The 16142-nt window shown below is 67.4% G+C and carries 13 protein-coding genes; 5 read left to right on the forward strand and 8 right to left on the reverse strand.

Annotated elements, in window-relative coordinates; genetic code table 11:
• Positions 1-415 precede the first annotated feature (415 nt).
• Positions 416-1306, reverse strand: a complete 891-nt coding sequence (locus tag KSED_RS03870; RefSeq protein ID WP_012802269.1) for a helix-turn-helix domain-containing protein — start codon at positions 1304-1306, stop codon at positions 416-418.
• Between the two features lie 95 nt (positions 1307-1401).
• Complete coding sequence (locus KSED_RS03875) at positions 1402-2586, reverse strand: MFS transporter (RefSeq protein WP_012802270.1); 1185 nt, start codon at positions 2584-2586, stop codon at positions 1402-1404.
• 101 nt (positions 2587-2687) lie between these two features.
• Here KSED_RS03875 and KSED_RS03880 point away from each other — a divergent pair, with 101 nt between their 5' ends.
• Entirely contained in the window at positions 2688-3032 is a 345-nt protein-coding gene (locus KSED_RS03880; protein ID WP_012802271.1) for an ArsR/SmtB family transcription factor, read from the forward strand.
• A gap of 43 nt (positions 3033-3075) precedes the next feature.
• Here KSED_RS03880 and KSED_RS03885 read toward each other — a convergent pair whose 3' ends face one another.
• Positions 3076-4242, reverse strand: coding sequence for an MFS transporter (locus tag KSED_RS03885; RefSeq protein ID WP_012802272.1), 1167 nt, complete (start codon positions 4240-4242; stop codon positions 3076-3078).
• A gap of 63 nt (positions 4243-4305) precedes the next feature.
• On the reverse strand, positions 4306-4875 hold the full coding sequence (locus tag KSED_RS03890; protein WP_237699559.1) for a TetR/AcrR family transcriptional regulator: 570 nt from the start codon (positions 4873-4875) through the stop codon (positions 4306-4308).
• A gap of 298 nt (positions 4876-5173) precedes the next feature.
• Between KSED_RS03890 and mobF the strand changes: the two genes are divergently transcribed.
• On the forward strand, positions 5174-8623 hold the full coding sequence (gene mobF, locus KSED_RS03895) for a MobF family relaxase (RefSeq protein ID WP_237699560.1): 3450 nt from the start codon (positions 5174-5176) through the stop codon (positions 8621-8623).
• A gap of 118 nt (positions 8624-8741) precedes the next feature.
• On the opposite strand, the gene KSED_RS03900 is transcribed toward mobF, so the two are convergent.
• Positions 8742-9998 (reverse strand): MFS transporter, encoded by a 1257-nt coding sequence (locus KSED_RS03900; protein ID WP_012802275.1) that lies wholly within the window; start codon positions 9996-9998, stop codon positions 8742-8744.
• A 171-nt stretch (positions 9999-10169) separates the two neighbouring features.
• Here KSED_RS03900 and KSED_RS03905 point away from each other — a divergent pair, with 171 nt between their 5' ends.
• Positions 10170-10466 (forward strand): ArsR/SmtB family transcription factor, encoded by a 297-nt coding sequence (locus KSED_RS03905; protein WP_237699561.1) that lies wholly within the window; start codon positions 10170-10172, stop codon positions 10464-10466.
• Between the two features lie 137 nt (positions 10467-10603).
• Here the strand turns inward: KSED_RS03905 and KSED_RS03910 are convergent, their stop codons facing one another.
• Positions 10604-11800: an MFS transporter gene (locus KSED_RS03910; protein WP_012802277.1), complete on the reverse strand. Its 1197-nt coding sequence runs from the start codon at positions 11798-11800 to the stop codon at positions 10604-10606.
• Between the two features lie 80 nt (positions 11801-11880).
• A protein-coding gene (locus tag KSED_RS03915; RefSeq protein WP_115306721.1) for an IS3 family transposase occupies positions 11881-13031 on the reverse strand; the annotation gives its coding sequence in 2 pieces (ribosomal slippage) (positions 11881-12761 and positions 12761-13031; 1152 coding nt in all).
• 119 nt (positions 13032-13150) lie between these two features.
• Between KSED_RS03915 and KSED_RS03925 the strand changes: the two genes are divergently transcribed.
• Positions 13151-13768 (forward strand): TetR/AcrR family transcriptional regulator, encoded by a 618-nt coding sequence (locus KSED_RS03925; protein WP_049758322.1) that lies wholly within the window; start codon positions 13151-13153, stop codon positions 13766-13768.
• A 191-nt stretch (positions 13769-13959) separates the two neighbouring features.
• Entirely contained in the window at positions 13960-15261 is a 1302-nt protein-coding gene (locus tag KSED_RS03930; protein WP_012802281.1) for a thymidine phosphorylase, read from the forward strand.
• Positions 15262-15330: 69 nt separating this feature from the next.
• Here KSED_RS03930 and deoC read toward each other — a convergent pair whose 3' ends face one another.
• Complete coding sequence (gene deoC / locus KSED_RS03935) at positions 15331-16140, reverse strand: deoxyribose-phosphate aldolase (protein ID WP_012802282.1); 810 nt, start codon at positions 16138-16140, stop codon at positions 15331-15333.
• Positions 16141-16142: the final 2 nt, after the last annotated feature.

The raw sequence follows: 16142 nt of genomic DNA on the forward strand, positions 1-16142 counted from the left end.
GCAAATTTTGCGGCACTGTTCGGCAGAACCCCAGGTCGCACGGGGGTGCCAGCGTCGCACCCCCGGTCACCGCAGGCAGCGGGCGCGAAACGCCTGGTCGCACGGTGGGGGAAATTTTCGCCCACCGTCACCGACAGGCCCGGTCTCAACGGGGCCGCCGAATCAGCGACCCCGTTCATCGCCCGCCACGTCCGAAAGCCCAGGTCGCACGGTTCCGGCAAATTGCCGCCACCGTGCCCTACGCCTCGGCCGAAGCCACCGCTGGCGGCACGGTGCCGTCGAATCGACGGAACCAGGCGCGACCGACCCGAGGCTGACGGTGGTGCAAATTTTGCACGACCGTCAGCGACGCGACCGGCCACGAGCAGGGCGCGGCGACGCCGCCGCTCGGCCTGTTGTGGTGCGCTTAGCGTGGTCATGCTTGGAGCCCGTTCTCGGGTCGTGGCGGACGGATCTCACCAGGTAGGTGCGCACCGCTTCCCACAACAGTGCTCGGGAGCCCGTAGAGGCGGTACCGGCCCGGCGTGGTGCCGACGTGCCGCGCGAACATCTCCGCGGCCTGGTTGCGCGACCAGCCGATCCGATGCGCAGCGGCATCCACGGTCAGGTTCTCCTCACGCAGCAGCCGCGCCATTGCCCCCACCCGCAACATCGTCAGATAGGCGTGCGGGGTCTTGCCGTAGGCGATGGAGAACACGCGGGCGAGCTGCTTAGGAGACAGATGCACCATCTCCGCCAGATCACGCAGCACCCAGCGACGAGCGATATTGCTATGCAGCGCATCGCGCACGGTTAAGACCTCGACCCGCACCGGAGCCGCGAGATGCCGATTGCACAGCGCCCGTGGCCACGTCTTGCCCGACTGCGCCAGCACCTCCGCCACGGGCATCGTCTTCAAGAACGGGCCGATGGCATCCGCGAGCAGGAACCACAGCGCTTGCATCCGGGCGAACGACTCCGAGAGGTTCCCGGCCTCGCTGAGCTCGACCAGCTCGTCCAGCCACGGTACGAGTTCGGCGAGCCGCAGTTCACCGAGGCGGATCACCTGTACTGGTTCCGTGAACACGGCTGCGGCAACGTCCTGCGCTTCGAGCCGGTCGAGCAGCAACCCGGTGTGCTGCCAGTAGAACAAGTCCACGGCGTAGTCGGGATCGAGATAGACGGTCGTGACGGTCACCTGCCCCTCGGGTTCAGCCCCGCACGGCACGCCCCGGCCGATCAAGAGCACATCGCCGCAGCGAATTGGGCGCTGCCCGAAGTCACCCGACAAGATCGCAGAACCCGCACGGACAACGATGAACTTCACGCAGCCATACGACACGGGTGCCAGCGCCCGGCGATGACTGGTTGTCCGTGCGGTCAGCGGCACCTGGGATCACCATGCACGCGGTGGATCGTCGCTCACGGCTGTGCGGCGCTCTCGCGCTGAGGCTCTGTGCGAGTCGGGATCGCGGGGGCCGCGACCAGCCATGCCGCCACGAGAGCGACAGCACCAACAAAGGGGATCGCGGATGCGCCGAGGTGGTCGAGGGTGAGCCCGCCGATGGCTCCGGCGACGGCGGTGCCGAGGTAGAGGCCTGAGATGTTGAGTGAGACCGCAGTCATGGCCGCCTCGGGCGCGGCGGCGATGGTGCTGGCCTGCATGGGCGGGTTGAGCGCCCACGCGAACACCGACCACAGGCCGATCCCGATAGCGAACAGCCAGACCGGTGCACCGACGATCACCAGAACCGCGGCAAGGCCGAGGGCGAGGGCGTGCCCGCCGAGGATCGCCAAGCGTGCCCGCCTGGGGCCGTAGGCGTCGGTGAGGCGACCGCCCAGCAGCGCCGAGACGACCCCGACGAGCCCAACGATCAGCAGCAGGATCGGCAGCGCGTTGTCGTCGCCCAGGGTGTGGACGGTGATAGGGCCGAGGTAGGTGTAGAACATCAGCCCGCCCGTGCCGCACAAGAAGATCGCCGCGACCATCCGCAGCACCGCCGGACGGCGCAGCGGGGCCAGTCGCGTCGCCAGCGTGCTCGCGGCGGCACCCGGCAGCCGGGGCATGGTCGTCAGGGCGATCACCGCAGCGACGGCGGCGACCGCGGCGATGAGGAGGAACGTCGAGCGCCACCCCCAAGCTCCGGCGATCCAGGTGCCGACCGGCACCCCGGTGAACAGCGCCACCGTCAGCCCGGCCGTCACCACAGAGAGGTAGGTGCCCTGCCTGCCCTCGGGGGCGCCCTCGGCCGCTGCCGCGAACGCCGTGGTCGAGACCGCGGCCGCCGACAAGCCCGCGACGATGCGCAACCCGAACAGCACCGCCAGATCAGGCGCGATAGCGCAGCCGAGGTTCGCCAGGACGAACACCATCAACCCGCCGCAGAGCACAAGACGGCGCGGGTATCGGTCGAGCCAGACCGCCAGCACCGGGGCACCGAGAGCGAACGCGAACGCGAAACCCGTCACCAACTGCCCCGCCGCCCCAGGGGTGACCCCAAGGTCGGCGGCGACAGTGTTCAGGACTCCGGCGATGACGAACTCATCGGTGCCCAGCGCCAACGTAGCGATGAACAAGGCGGCGAGCCAGACGGGGCTGCGTGACATGATCCTCCCTCAAAACCGATGTTCGATGTTCGACGAACATGAATCGACCATATCACCTTGTTCGATATACGGCGAACATCGAACAAGGTAGGATGAGGGGCATGTCGCGCGGCCAGCACTCGGAGGACAAGCACCCCGACGTCAGCGACATCTCGCTGACTCGGGTGCTGTCGGCCGTGTCCGACCCGCTGCGGCTCGGGATCGTCCTGCTGCTCTCGGACGGGCAGGAACGGCAGTGGGGCGAGCTCGATGCGCCGGTGTCGAAGTCAACGCTGAGCCACCACATGAAGACCCTCCGCAGCGCGGGTGTGACCCGTACCCGCGACGAGGGAACCCGCTGCTACGTCCACCTCCGCGCCGACGACCTCGAAGCCCGGTTTCCCGGACTGCTCGCCACCCTCTTGCAGGCCGCGCCCGACGAGGCCACCTCGGTCGGGCTCAAGTAGCCCGATTGCCTGCCCGCCAACCATCCTCTGTTGCCGCCGAGCCTCACGCATCGCCCGCTATCTGCCGGGTTCTCGACTGCGCCGCAAGGACAATAGCGGCGAGGATGGCAAGCCCCGCACCAGTCCACATCGCGGCGGCAGGGTCGTCGTCTCCGGTCGCGTTGATGGTCAGGGCGCTGATCGCGGTGCCCACCATCACGCCGGAGGTGATGACCGCGGTGTGCACGGTGGAGACGAGGTTGCCCGAGCCTCCAACCTCGACCACCCGAGTAATCAGCGCTGGGTTCATGGTCACGCCGACCAGTCCGATCACCAGCACGAACGGCAGTGTGACTGCCGGGATGTGGTTGAACAGGCCCAGTATCACCAGTGCGAGGAGCACGAGGCCGTGTCCGAGGCGGAGGACGGCGATGGCGTGTTTGTCAGCGAACCTGCCGACGACGAGGTTCCCGATCACGGCGCAGACGCCGTAGGCGAGCAGGATCAGCGTCGTCGCTCCGGCGGAGAAACCCGCGTTCTGCTCTAGCAGTGGGGTGAAGTAGGAGAACGCGCCGTAGGTCGCACCGATTGTCAGCAGGCTCACCAGATACCGCGCCCACAGCGCGGGATTGCGAAGTGCCCGCGCGTCCTGGGTGGACGACTCCGCCGACGCTGGTTCGACGTCGGGTAGCCCGATGCGGTCGATTAGGCAGACCACGAGTGCCGCACCACCCAGCAGGATGAAGCTGGTCTGCCAGTTCCACTGCTCGGCAATGAAGTGTGACACGGGCAGGCCGACGACGGTGCCGACCATGAGACCGCTCATGACGATTGCGACGTTCTGCCCGATCCGCTCTGGGCTCGGTGCGAGGCGGGCACCGAACGAGATGCACAGCCCGAACATCGCCCCGGCCAAGCAGCCGGTGAGCACGCGGATGAGGGCGAGCCACCAGAATTCGTGCACCAGCGGGGCCGCGATCTCGAAAACCGCATATGTTCCGACCACGAGGCACAGTGCGCGGCGCGGAGGCATCCGGCGCAGTCCGATCGCAACCATTGGCCCGCCGATTGCCATGCCGAGCGCGTAGACCGAGACGAGCAGGCCGATGGTGCCAGTGTTCACGCCGAGGTCGGCGGCCATGTAGGGCATCATCCCGGCGGTCTGCAGCTCGCTCATCGTCACCACCAGCAGCGTCGCCATGAGCAGGTAGAGATGTCGCTTCACGAGCATCCTTTCTTTACTTCACCATCAAAAACGTGGACAAGTGAAAGCACCCCGCGCGAGCCGGGGTGCTTAGGCGATCAGGGTTGCGATGCCCGCCAGGGCGATACGCCGTAGCACCTGCGGTGCCACTCCGACCTGCCCCATGACGCGCAAGCCGTTGACCACCGTGACGAACAGCATTGCTCCCTCTCCAGGGTCTGCGTCGGTGGGGATGCTGCCGTCGAGCCTTCCTGCCAGGATCGCACCCTCGAGCAGGCTCTTCCGCTCGCTCAGGTCTCTATCGAGGATGCGGGCAATCCGCTCGTCGCGCTCGCGCAGTTCCGGGGTCATCATCGAGTGCACCACCATGCACCCGGCCCCATGTGGCTGGTCGCGGGCTTCGTACTCTTCCTCGATTATCGCATCCATGACGGCACGGAGCCGCTCAGCGCCACTGAGGTCGGCGTCGGTCAGGATCGCGGCCTGGCGCTCACGGAACGTGGTCGCGTAGCGCTCCAACGCCTGGACGAACAGTTCGTCCTTGGAGGTGAACGCGTTGTACAGGCTCCCGCGCAGGAGGCCGGTTGCCTCGCAGAGCTGTTCGGTCGAGGTGTCAGCGAAGCCATACACGCGGAACTCCGCTGCCGCTGCGTCGAGCACTGCCACCTCATTGAACTGCCGTGGTCTACCCATACGTCGCACCTTACACAACTCTTGACTACAGAATCAAATAGCCCTTGCGTCCACGGAACCAGCACGCTCTTATCGACATGGCCGCCGCGACCTGCCCTCCGACACTCTCTCCCTCAGCAATCGAGCCGCGCCGCCTCACAGCTCCCCTGCTTCCTTGCTCCTGGCTACGTCTCATTTGATGCACGTATGCCACCGTTGGTGGGGCGTGCGCACCTCTCTCATGAGACGACTCATGCGAGAGGCGGTGTCAGGCGTGAAAGGTGGCGTGATCCCGTTCCACGGCAACGGCGCTGCCGCACGTCGGTATGTCGAGGCCGACCGCTCCGGGGCGGACGAGTACTACCTCCGCGCAGACAACGCCATCGCCGAATATGTCGCGTTCGACGGCAAGGGCGAGGTCACCGCTGCCCGGTCGCTGTCGCCGGATGAGTACGAGGGGTGGGTGGACTGGCACGATCCGATCACCGGCGAGCCGATGGGCACCCCGCGCAAGCCCGCCGAGGGCACCAAGGGATCACCGTTGTTCTGTGACATGACGACCGACAGCCCTAAAAGCCTGTCGGTCGCCGCCGCCCTCCACCCCGAAGTCTCCGAAGCCCTCGACCAAGCGCAGCAGGACGCGCTGGGCGAGATACGCCGCTGGCTCGGTCAGCACTCCGTGACCCGCGTCGGCCCCCGTGAGGCACGGGAGATTGTTCCTATTGAGCAGATGCAGGTGGTCGGCATCGGTCATAAGACCTCGCGGGCGGGTGATCCACACCGCCACATCCACATGCAGATCGGCACGAGAATCTGGGCGGCCGGGAAGTGGCGAGCACTCGATACGGCGGCGTTGTTCAAGCAGCAGGGCGCGATCCATGCGATGGGCACGGCCGTGATCGCCGCGCACCCCGAACTTGCCGAGACGTTGAGCCGCCACGGTCTCACGCTCGACCCCGTAAGCGGTGAGGTGGCGGAGTTGGAGCCGTTCAATGCGGTCATGTCGAAGCGCTCAGCCCAGATCAACCGGAACCTTGACCACCTCGAAGCCGAATGGCAGACCGAGCATCCCGGCGAGACCCCTGGCCCGGTCGTGACGGCGCGGATGCAGGGCACCGCCTGGGCTCACCAGCGACCGGGCAAGAAGCCCGCTGATTTGAAGAACGAGCAGTGGTGGCAGCAGGAACTCACCGATGCCGGATACGACCCCGAGAACCTTGGTCGTCGTGCCGTGCAATTCTCGATTGCGCTGGATGCTCTGCTGGTGCAGGAGGTCGCGTCTCGTGCGCTGGATCGTTGCGCCGCCGGTGCATCGGCGTGGACGCGGCACACCGTGCAGGAGCACGTCACTCGCATCACCACCGAGGCAGGCGTGCAGGCGGCACCGGAGGAGTTGCGGGAGTTCATCGCGGTTGCGACCGGACTTGCGACCGAGGATTGCTTCTCCGTCCTCCCGCCGGGAGTACCGACGCCCGAGCACGTCGCCCACTTGACCAGCCTCGGCGTGGTCGCCGCCGAGACCGCGCTCCGCGACCAACTCACCGCGAGCATCCCCGAGCAGGAACCCGAGCGGCCGGACGTGACCGAGGCGGCACAAGCAGCAGGGCTCGATGAGGGGCAGACCCTTGCTGCCGCTGCCGTGGCCTCAACCGATCCGCTGGTGATTGTGGAGGATGCGGCAGGCAGTGGGAAGACGACCATGCTTCGCACCGCTATTGAGGTTGCCGCCGAGCACGGCAGAAGTACGCGGGTGGTTGCGCCGACGAAGCGGGCGGCGCAGATCGCGCAGGAAGAACTCGGGATACCCGCAACCTCGGTTGCGGCGCTAGCGTACGCGCATGGGTGGCGGTGGAACGCCGATGGAGTGTGGACGCGCCTGAACCGAGGCGATACCGACCCGATGACTGGTGGTATCTACACCGGCCCACCGCCAGAGGCCGTGTTGTCGAGGGGTGGTCGTGTGGTCGTGGATGAAGTGGGCATGCTCGACCAAGACACCGCCCACGCCCTCCTGACCATCACCGCCGAGGCCAGTGCGACGGTCGCGCTGGTCGGAGACCGGGCGCAGTTGCCCGCCGTGGGCAGGGGCGGGGTGCTCGATATGGCCGCGCAGATCAGGGGCCGTACCTACGACATGAGCGAACTGCACCGCTTCACTGACGCCGAGTACGCAGCGCTGACGCTGGCGATGCGAGACCGAAGCAGCCCCGGTGACGTGTTCGACCGGCTCGCCACCATGCACCTCGTCACGCTCCACGCCGACGATGATGCGGCCCGCGAGCACATCACCGACCACGCCCGTGATGGTGAGGCGATTACGGTGGCGACGAACGACGAGGCCACCGCCCTGAACGAGCGCATCCGCGCTGGGAGGGTCGAGGCGGGCAAGGTAAGCGACACCGTGACGGTGACCGGCAGCGACGGGCTGAGCATCGGGGCAGGTGACCTCATCCAGACGCGCCGCAACGACAGCGATGTGGGAGTGGCGAACCGGCAGCAGTGGATCGTTCAGCACGTCAACTCCGAGGACGGCACGGTGTATGCCCGTGAGGTCGGTAGCGGACGGAAGAACCCCCGCACCGTTGCCTTGCCTGTCGAGTATGTGGGTGAGAACGCGCACCTGTCCTATGCGGCGACTGCCTACGGTGTCCAAGGCGCAACCGTCAGCAGCTCGCACACGGCGCTGTCGGAAGCAACGAGCGCGGCAGGCGTCTATGTCGGCATGACGAGAGGCCGCCACACCAACCGGCTCCACATCGTGGCCGAGGACATGGCGGATGCGCGGGCGCAGTTCATTGAGGCGATGAAACGCGACCCGGCAGACCGAGGCCTCGACCACGCCACCGCCCAAGCCGCCGAAGCCGTGCGCGGATTCGTCGCAGATGGACCGGTGCGGCTGGTTACCGAAGAACTCGCCCGCCTCGACCACGAAGCCGAACAAGCGGAGCGGGCGGCGGAACGGTGGGAGCAGACCGCAGCCAGGTTCGACGCTCAACGCGCCACCCACCAGGCCGAAGACAACCAAAGCGCCGCTGTGCTCCGCAAGGCCGAGGACTCCTCTGAGCAGGTACGTGCCGAAGTCGCCACGCCGCTGACCACGCAGGCCGAGACTGATGGTGCCGCCTACCTCGATGCCGTCGCAGACGAGGCTGCCGCCCGTGGCCGCCTCGCCACCGTAGGCAGGTTCGGCAGGCGCAGAGCCCGCATCGAACACCAGGCCGCGACCGAACGCGCCCAGTCGTTGCGCGGGCATGTCAGCGGCGAGTGGGGCACCACACCGGCGAACCCTGATCGTCTCCCGGAATGGGCAGGCCAGGTCGCCGCAACCCGCGCCGAGGCCGACCCTCGCGTGACCGAGGTCGTGGAGACCGTCGACGCGGCCACCGCCGGCCGCGAGATAATGCGGAAGCGGCACCGGCAGGAGCGCACGGCGTTGCTCGTCAGCGAGTACGGGGCCGAGCATGCCCAGGCAGCCCGGTACGGGATGCGCCGCACCACCAACCCCGACCGTCAAGCGCGCGACGCCAAGAACCGGGCCGCCGCGACCCGCGCTGAGGCCGACGAGTTGCGTAGCCTCCCGATCACCGAAGCCGCCCGTCTGATCGAGACCAAGCACGCCGCACAAGAGCAGGCACGAGAACGTGCGGCACAGCGCGAACGACAACTCCATGACCCGTTCGAGCATGACTTGCACCGCCACGAACTACGGCGCGAGGGGCCGACGCGTGGACTGTAATCATCGAGCGGAAAGAACCCAAAGTAAGTGCGTCCGGCGAGATTTGATCTCGTGCCGCTTGGCCGATCTATGACCGAGCACACCCCCGCAAACGTGGCATGAGGCGTACTCGCCGAGATCATCGTGCGGTTCTGGCCTGCTGAGGGGAGGCTGCTGTGCGGCGGGCTGCTCTGCTGAGTGCGAGGAAAGCGATTCCCAGGACGATGACGAGGCCGATCATGGCCACCGCTGCGGCGATGAGGCCGTTGTAGTAGGCCCAGGGGTGCCCGGTGCCACCGGACGCGATCAGTTGGCCTGTCTCACCGGGGAGAGCGGTGGTGATGACGGCGGCGAGGATCGCGGCGTAGGCGGCGACGAAGATGGCCTCGGAGCCGATGCGGAAGAGGTTGATGACACCGGAGGCTGCCCCTGCTCGTTCGGCGGGCACCGCGGCGAGGGCTTCGGCGTCGACAAATCCAAGCGGTAGGCCGAAGCCCAGGCCGAGCAGGATCATCGGTGCGACACCGAGAGCGATCGGCATGTCCGGGCGCAGCAGGAGCAGTACGCCGACGCCGCCGATGACGAGGCTTGCGAACGAGGCCGTGACGATCACGGTTGGCGTGATGCGCGTGCGCTCCATGATCCGGTGGACGAGGACGGGGGCGATGAGCACCGGGATGGTCATCACCAGCATCAGCGCACCCGTGACTCCAGCGGTGAGGCCGTGGATGGCCCCGAGTGCACTGGGGAGGTAGGTCAGGAACGTGACGAACCCGATCGCTCCGGCCACGGGAACCAGCGTCATGGCAAGGAATCTCGGTGCTTTCAGTGCGGAGAAGTCCAGCATCTCCCGCAGCGAGGTCGCACCGCGCCCGAGCTGGGGAACCCGGGCCGCACCGATGAATGCGATGACCAGGACGATCGTGTGTGCAGCGAAGATGCCCTGCCATCCCCAGGCCGCTAGGAGCAGCCCCGACAGGGCGGGGCCAGCGGCGAGGCCGAGACCGTTGATCGTGCCGAAGAGTGCGAATGCCTGAGCCCTAGCTTTTCCCTTGAACAGGTGGCTGAGGATCGGGGCGGCACCGGTGAGCACGGCGGCGGAGCCAATGCCCGCGATGACGCGGCCGATATCCAGTGTGAGGATGTTCGGGGCGAGCACGCTGATGACGCCGCCGGCGGCGGCGATGACGATGCCGATGCGGAACGAGCGCGTGTATCCGATCCGGTCGGAGCACGCGCCCCACACGATGGTGCAGATCGCGAATGAGACGTTGAAGCCGTTGACTACCCACTGCAACGGTGTCGGACTTGCCCCCAGATCACCAGCGATCGCGGGGAGCGCGACGGCGGTTCCGGAGATGGACAGTGGGATCACGAACTGGGCGAGCAGGATCACTGCCAGCAATAGTCTGGGTCGAGGCACGGACACTCCTTTGGTTCGACGCAAATCTAAGGTTCGACACACAACGAACCTGGATAGGATGGCATACCCGTGAGGTACGATGCAAGTCGAACCTTTGATGCTGTGCGGAGATGGAGGGCAGCGATGACGAGTAAGACAGAGAGCGTGGAGCCGGACGAGATCGAACTCGGGGCCGTGCTCTCAGCACTGGCCGATCCGCACCGGCGGCAGGTCGTCCGCGATCTGGTGAACGATGCGGAAGGTAGCGAGCGATCCTGCACGAGTTTCGGCCTGGACTTGTCGAAGTCCACCCGCAGCCATCACTTCAAGGTGCTCCGCGAGGCCGGGCTCGTGCATCAGGTCGACCGGGGCAACCGCAGCGAGGTGACACTGCGCAGACACGACCTTGATGCACGCTTTCCGGGTCTACTTGCCCTCATCGGCAGCGAAAGTGACGGCTGACTACCGAGCCCGACTGCGTATCAAACAGGAGTGTGCCCGAGAGCAGGCAGTAGAGCGGACCTTACGTCGCACTGGAGCCCCACAGCGTTCCTCATGTGTGTAGTAGCGATCCGGAGTCGTATACGTGGGTGGTTGTTTCAGTCGTTGTCTGAGTCGAGTTCAGCGGCTCGGGGCCGGATCAGGCATCCGAGGACGGCGATCAACGCCGCGCCCAGGAACGCACTCTGCGGGCTGCTCGCTTCTGCGATGGCACCGATGGCAGGGGCTCCGCCTGCTTGACCGAGTGCGATGATAAGGAACGCGAGTCCTACGCCCGCAGCGGGCGTGTCGGCGTAGATATGTGTGCCCCAGATCAGGAGCAGCCCGGTCAAGCCGATATAGGCCGCGCCGAACACGGCTGCGGCAATCCACGCGATGGGGATACTGCCCGGTGCCACGGCGATAAGGGTGGTCGCCGCGGCCAGGGTGAGCATGATCGTCGTCCATGACCTCGCGACCCCGAAGCGTTCCGCGAGGTCTCCGGTGGCTGCACCGGCGATACCGAACGCGCCGAGGATGATCCACGCGATCGTTGAGGCCTGCTCGCTCATCTGCCCCTCGCTGACGAGGATGTCGCGCCCGAACGTCCATACCGCCGCGCTGGCGATGCCCATCGTCGCGGCAGCCATCGCCATCCGGACGCTCCCCTCGGGGAGCAAGGGGCGCGGGAGCACCTGCCGTATTCCGCCCGTGCGTCGATCCTGCGCGGAGGCGACCGGCACACATAACGCTGCCCAGATCGTGACCACAGCGCACAAGGCTGAAAACACCAGCCAAGCGGTGCGCCAGTGCTCATGCGTCAGCAAGGCGATAGGGCCAGCGATTGCGACCCCGAGGCCGGTACCGGCATTGATGATCGTCTGCACCCGGTTCCGCCGCGTTGCCGTCACGGTGTGCGCGACGGCATGAGCCAACGGCGGCGAGGCGACCCCGGTGCTCGACCCTGCCAACAGCACGCCGACTGCCAGCACGATCGTGTTGGGTGCGGCCGCGATCATGAGTGTTCCCGCGGTAGCGACGACACCGGCGGTGACCGCCACGGCCCGGCCGCCGAATCGTGGGGTGAGCACAGTCGAGATGATGATGGCGACGCAGTAAGCGGCGTACGAACCCGAGGCGATCGCCCCTGCCGTCGCCGCATCGAGGTCGAACTCAGCGCGGAAGACCGGCACGAACAGGCCATAGGCGAACCGGGCCAGCCCGTAGCAGACCGCGATTAGCGACAATCCCGCCCCGGTCAGCCAGAGCACCTCACGCCTGCTCAGCACCCCCAACTCGCGTGCCTCGGTGTCCATCGCTTGGTGACTCATCCTCTCCCTCACTTCACAGACCTGTGAACTTATCATTGAGCCTAGGTATACTTGAGCCGCCCCCTTCATTCGGTCCGGACGTTCTGTGAGTCGTCGGTTTCCATTTGATGGGTGCACTGCCGAGCGTACTCGGCTGGGGTTAGGTAGCCGAGCGAGGAGTGCCGGCGGTGGTGGTTGTACTCGTCCTTCCAGTCGCCGATGATGACCTGTGCGTGCAGCAGCGAGTAGAAGCTGTTGATGTTGAGGCACTCGTCGCGGATCCGGCTGTTGAACGACTCGACGTACCCGTTGCGCCACGGCGAGCCCGGAGGGATGTAGGACAGGCCGGTGCGGGTGCCGGCCCAGTCGGCCATCGCCTCGCTGATGAACTCCGGCCCGTTGTCCGACCTGAGCACCGCCGGGGCGCCCCGGGCGGCGACGAGGTCCTCGAGGTGGGCGGTGAGTCGGTCGGCGGTAATCGAGCGCTCCACGAGGCCGCCGATGCACTCCCGGGTGTGTTCGTCGACGATCGAGCAGATCTTGATCGGTCGTCCGTGCTCGTCGGCGTCGAACTGGAAGTCCACCGCCCACACCACGTTCGGCGCGTCCGCCGTCGGCGCGTCGACGGTCGAGGACCCGACGCGCTTGCGTCGACGCCGCTGCGGGACCCGGAGCCCTTCGTCACGCCACAGGCGTTGGATCTTCTTGTGGTTCACCACCCACCCCTCGGCGCGGGCGTCGTGATACGCCCGCCGATACCCGTAGCGGGGATGGTCCTTCGCCCAGGCGCGCAGCCACTCCCTGAGCGCCCGATCCGGGTCCGTGACCGTGTCGCCCTTGAGCGGTCGCCGGTACGCGGAGCGGCTCAGCCCGACCAGACGGCACGCCATCCGTTCGCTCACCCGCAACTTGCGCTTGAGGTGATCGACGGCGGCGCGGCGCCTGTCCGGGCTTAGAAGTTTCCCTCAGCCAGCTCCTTGAGCGCGGCCTTCTCCAGCTCCGCTTCCGCGAGCAGACGCTTCAGGGTCGCGTTCTGCTTCTCCAACTCCTTCAGGCGCTTTGCGTCGTCGGCCTTGAGGCCGCCGTACTGGTTCCGCCACCGGTAGTACGTCTGCTCGGACACCCCCAGCTCCCGGCACACCGCCGCGACGTCCTGACCATCGGTGAGCATCCTGTCGGCCTGCCCGAGCTTACGGACGACCTGCTCCGGGGTGTGACGCTTCCTGCTGTTCGTCATGATCTGACCAGTCTCCCTGCCCGCGACCGCGGGCAACAGGACGACTCTCATAACGACTGGACCCACGAAACGGGGTCAGCCCATACTGATCTGTGAAGTCAATCTGTGGAGGTGCAACGATGACGACAGCAGAAGCTGCGGTGGGGCTGCAGGTGCCGGAGCTGACCCCTGGTGCGCAGCGGATCGTGGAGGTCGCCTCCGAGTTGTTCTACCGGCGGGGCATCCATGCCGTCGGGGTCGACACCATCGCCCGCGAGTCGGGTATCACCAAACGCACTCTCTACGACCGATTTGGCTCGAAGGATGCTCTCGTCGCGGTCTACTTGCAGTCTCGCCACCAGAGGTGGTGGGAGCTCCTCGAACGACGCATCACGGACACTCCTTCGCCGCGAGTGCTAGCCGTGTTCGACGCATACGCCGATGATGAATGGGCGTCTGATCGCGGGTGCGGGTTCCTCAACGCCGCCGGTGAACTGGCCGCCGAGCATCCCGCCTATCAAGTGGTGCGGGCGCACAAACAGGCCGTGCGCGACCGCCTGGCGGAACTCGTCCGCGCCGACTGCCTGAACGTCGATGATCCCGAGACAATGGCGGCGCATCTGTTCCTGCTGTTGGAAGGAGCCATCGCGCACCGTGGCATCGACGACGAAACGGCCTTGCTCACTTCCGCCCGAGAACTCGCAGAACATCTCGTCCTGCGGCCCACAGCGTCCGGGGAGATGAGGATCAACCAGTGAGCCAGACGTACTGACTCTTGCAGGAGGCAATGGTGACGGCAGGCGAGATGTAGCATCCTGGCCGGACTTTCCCCGCCCTGCGGTACACTAGAACCGCACAAAACCGCAGATCAGGACGCTACTACTTTTGCGCCCCCACAGCGTGCCGCCTGCCATGGGGTGCCGGGGCGGCCCGTGGAACCATGGGTCCCATGACCGGAACGCAGCACGACGCCGTGGACATCATCCGCACCAAGCGCGACGGAGAGCGCCTCTCCGACGAGCAGATCGACTGGGTGATCGACGCCTACACCCGGGGGGACGTCGCCGACGAGCAGATGTCGGCCCTGGCCATGGCCATCTACCTCAACGGCATGGAGCCCGACGAGATCTCCCGCTGGACCTCCGCCATGATCGCATCGGGGGAGCGGATGGACTTCTCCACCCTGTCGCGCCCCACCGCGGACAAGCACTCGACCGGGGGTGTTGGCGACAAGATCACCCTCCCGCTGGCCCCCCTGGTGGCGGCCTGCGGGGTCGCGGTCCCGCAGCTCTCCGGACGCGGGCTGGGCCACACCGGCGGCACCCTGGACAAGCTCGAGGCCATCCCCGGCTGGCAGGCCGACCTGACCAACGAGGCGATGATGCAGCAGCTCGAGGAGGTCGGGGCCGTCATCTGTGCCGCGGGCGCCGGGCTGGCCCCCGCGGACAAGAAGCTCTACGCCCTGCGCGACGTGACCGGCACGGTCGAGGCGCTGCCCCTCATCGCCAGCTCGATCATGTCCAAGAAGATCGCCGAGGGCACCGGCGCGCTGGTGCTCGACGTGAAGGTGGGCTCCGGCGCGTTCATGAAGACCGAGGCAGACGCCCGGGCCCTGGCCGAGCGTATGGTGGCCCTGGGCGATGCCGCCGGTGTCACCACCGTCGCGCTGCTCACCGACATGTCTGCCCCGCTGGGCCGGACGGCGGGCAACGGCCTCGAGGTCATCGAGTCCGTCGAGGTCCTCTCCGGCGGGGGACCGGCGGACGTGCGCGAGCTGACGATCGCCCTGGCCCGCGAGATGGTGCTGGCCTCCGGCATCGAGGGGGCCGATGCGGTGGACGTCGCCGAGGTGCTGGACTCCGGCAAGGCGCTTCAGGTGTGGAAGCAGATGATCGCCGCCCAGGGTGGGGACCCCGAGGCCGAGCTGGCTCTGGGGGAGCACACCGCCGAGGTCACGGCCGAGGCCGGTGGCGTCATCACGGAGATGGACGCCTACAAGGTGGGTGTCGCCGCGTGGCGCCTGGGTGCGGGCCGTGCCCGCAAGGAGGACCCGGTGCAGGCCGGTGCCGGGGTGCGCTGGCACGCGGGCGTCGGGGAGCGCGTGGAGGCCGGGCAGGTGCTGTTCACCTGCTACACCGAGACGTCGGAGCGCCTGCAGCGCGGGGTGGAGACCCTCGCCGGCGCGGTGACGATCGACACCGGCGCCGAGCCCTTCGAGCGCACACTGGTGATCGACCGCATCACGGCCTGAGCGGTAGGCCAGGTGGATGACGACGGCGCCCCGGGTACTCCCCGGGGCGCCGTCGTCGTGCGGGGCTGCTCAGTAGAGCGAGTCGCGCTCCGGGGTGTCCAGGGTGTCCGCGGGCTCGGGCACGACCAGGGTGCCGGCGGCCAAGCGCTCGCGGGCCTCGGCCAGCAGGGCGGAGGTCGAGCTGGTGCCGATGCGGGTGACGCCCTCGGCCAGCATCGCCAGCAGGGTGTCCACGTCGCGCACGCCGCCGGAGGCCTTCACCTGGACCGTCTCAGGGGAGTTCGCGCGCATCAGGCGCACGTCGGGGAGCGTCGCGCCACCACCGGCGAACCCGGTGGAGGTCTTCACGAAGTCCGCGCCGGCCTCCGCGCTGGCGCGGCAGGCAGCCTCCTTCTGCGCGTCGTCCAGCAGAGCGGTCTCGAAGATCACCTTCACCGGCACGTCGTGGGCGTGCCCGGCCTCGACGACGGCCGCGATGTCCTCACGCACCGCATCGACCTGGCCGCTGCGCAGGCGACCGATGTTGAGCACCATGTCCAGCTCGGTGGCGCCGTCGGCCACGGCCTGCTCGGCCTCGGCGACCTTGGCCGCCGTGGAGGTGGTGCCGTGGGGGAAACCGATGACGGTGCACACGGTGGTGCGGCTGGGCTGTCCGTCGCCCTCGCCGGCCCCCTGCGCGGTGGTGGCCGCGATCGCCTCGACGGCCAGGGTGATGTCGCTGGGGCGCACGCACACGCTGAACGCGTTGAGGGCCGCCACCTCGGCGACGCCGGAGCGCACGTCGTCGGTGGTCAGCTCGGGCTTGAGCAGGGCGTGGTCGAACAGGTCGGCGACCTGCTGCAGGGTGAGCTCGGTACCGGGTGCGAAGCGTGCAGTCATGC

This window comes from Kytococcus sedentarius DSM 20547 (assembly GCF_000023925.1).
Lineage (GTDB): Bacteria > Actinomycetota > Actinomycetes > Actinomycetales > Dermatophilaceae > Kytococcus > Kytococcus sedentarius.

Bases quoted from the DNA above. Each gene is read 5' to 3' on its own strand.
- KSED_RS03875 (WP_012802270.1), bottom strand. From the start codon at position 2,586: ATGTCACGCAGCCCCGTCTGGCTCGCCGCCTTGTTCATCGCTACGTTG.
- deoC (WP_012802282.1), bottom strand. From the start codon at position 16,140: ATGACTGCACGCTTCGCACCCGGTACCGAGCTCACCCTGCAGCAGGTC.
- KSED_RS03910 (WP_012802277.1), bottom strand. From the start codon at position 11,800: ATGGACACCGAGGCACGCGAGTTGGGGGTGCTGAGCAGGCGTGAGGTG.
- KSED_RS03930 (WP_012802281.1), top strand. From the start codon at position 13,960: ATGACCGGAACGCAGCACGACGCCGTGGACATCATCCGCACCAAGCGC.
- KSED_RS03885 (WP_012802272.1), bottom strand. From the start codon at position 4,242: ATGCTCGTGAAGCGACATCTCTACCTGCTCATGGCGACGCTGCTGGTG.
- KSED_RS03925 (WP_049758322.1), top strand. From the start codon at position 13,151: ATGACGACAGCAGAAGCTGCGGTGGGGCTGCAGGTGCCGGAGCTGACC.
- KSED_RS03880 (WP_012802271.1), top strand. From the start codon at position 2,688: ATGTCGCGCGGCCAGCACTCGGAGGACAAGCACCCCGACGTCAGCGAC.